Below are 1327 nucleotides of genomic sequence, written 5' to 3'. Positions count from 1 at the left end.
CTCGTCGGGCGCCATGCCGGCGCGGGGGATGACGAACAGCAGGCGCAGGCCCTCGGTGCTGGGCGTGACGTGTGCCAGGACGATGCCCAGCTCGGCCTCACGTCCACGCACTTTCTCGTCGTAGTAGCCGCGCGGATCGGGGATGTGGTCCACGTCGTACATCGACAGGCCGCTGGCGACGGCTTCGGCGTTCGTCCGCCGGCCACTCCGGAAAGTAGCGTGCGGGGTGATGACGGGGAGCATCTTCTTGCGTGCGGCTTTCAGGGTTTCGAAGTCGTCTTTCGACATTTCGCCCCGGCGCACGGCCTCGAGGGCGTCTTCTATCTCGGCGCAGACACGGGCCACGAGGGGCGAGTCCAGTGCCTGGCGGAGCAGCTCGGGGGTGCATTCGCGCACCACCCGGCTCTTTACGTTATTGCTTATTCCGAATTTCATAGCTTTAATGGATAATTGAGAATGGATAATGGATAGTTACTCAGAGCCTCGCATCGAACACGTGGTCCACAAAGTCGCTCGCCTGCCGGCTCTCGTCCATGAGGATGTCTGCCGGCGTGATGCCCGTCTCGTCCAGGGCGATGTTCAAAGCGAGCCGCACCCGTTTGGGGCCCACGCTGGCCCGTCCGTGGCGCAGGCGGATGTACTTGTAGTCACCGTTGCCGTTCGAAGTGTGGCGCACATGTTCGTTGAAGTTTCCCTCGTTGGGGTTTACCAGGCCGATAGTGCCCTGCAGGCGGCTGCCCGATGCGAGAAGGCGCTCGTAGGTCTTGTCGCTAAGTTGCAATTGGATAATCATAGTCGTGTCAAAAAAAGAGTTTTAATGTTGTGAATAGGGTTTACTAATTGAAAATCGTCTTTTTGGGGTTTTAATGGTTGGAAGCCCCCAATACGGAAAGCTCCCGCAATCACGAGGGGGGGGGAGGGGTTGTTTTCCTCGTGATTGCAGGAGCAAAGTTAGTGTATCGGAATGAGATTTACCTGGTACGTACCTGGTACGGTTGCATGTAACAATCTGATTTACAGAAGTGTTTGCGATATCGTTTTTTGGGGGAAGCTATTCCTCCAGCGCCCTGTTCACCCGCTGGATGAAGGCGTTCGAGCGGGGTTGGTCCATCCCCTTGTTGTAGGCCGAGCGGAGGTTCTCCGGCTTCATGCCCCACAGGCGGCCGAAGGTCTGCCACAGGTTTTCCACGCCCAGCCGGTCGGCCAGCAGAGAGGCCAGCACGCCCTTCTCGGCGTTCGAGAGCGAGAGCGGCTGCCAGCTGGCGTCCACGAGGCCGGCGTCCACAAGGCGGGCCAGCAAGGCTTCGGCGCGGGGCGTGCGTAGCGC

The 1327-nt window shown here is 59.7% G+C and carries 3 protein-coding genes; all 3 read right to left on the bottom strand.

Annotated features, from left to right (window positions below):
- The coding region (locus BQ8005_RS16875) for a BT4734/BF3469 family protein (RefSeq protein ID WP_317044851.1) at window positions 1–435 on the bottom strand (435 nt) is incomplete at its 3' end.
- Window positions 436–475: 40 nt separating this feature from the next.
- Window positions 476–781, bottom strand: coding sequence for a hypothetical protein (locus BQ8005_RS16870; protein WP_234984108.1), 306 nt, complete (start codon window positions 779–781; stop codon window positions 476–478).
- 270 nt (window positions 782–1051) lie between these two features.
- A partial coding sequence (locus BQ8005_RS16865; protein WP_159436305.1) for a hypothetical protein occupies window positions 1052–1327 on the bottom strand: 276 nt, incomplete at its 5' end.

Source organism: Bacteroides togonis (assembly GCF_900130135.1).
Lineage (GTDB): Bacteria > Bacteroidota > Bacteroidia > Bacteroidales > Bacteroidaceae > Bacteroides > Bacteroides pullorum.
This window is presented reverse-complemented; position numbering and strand designations above follow the sequence as displayed.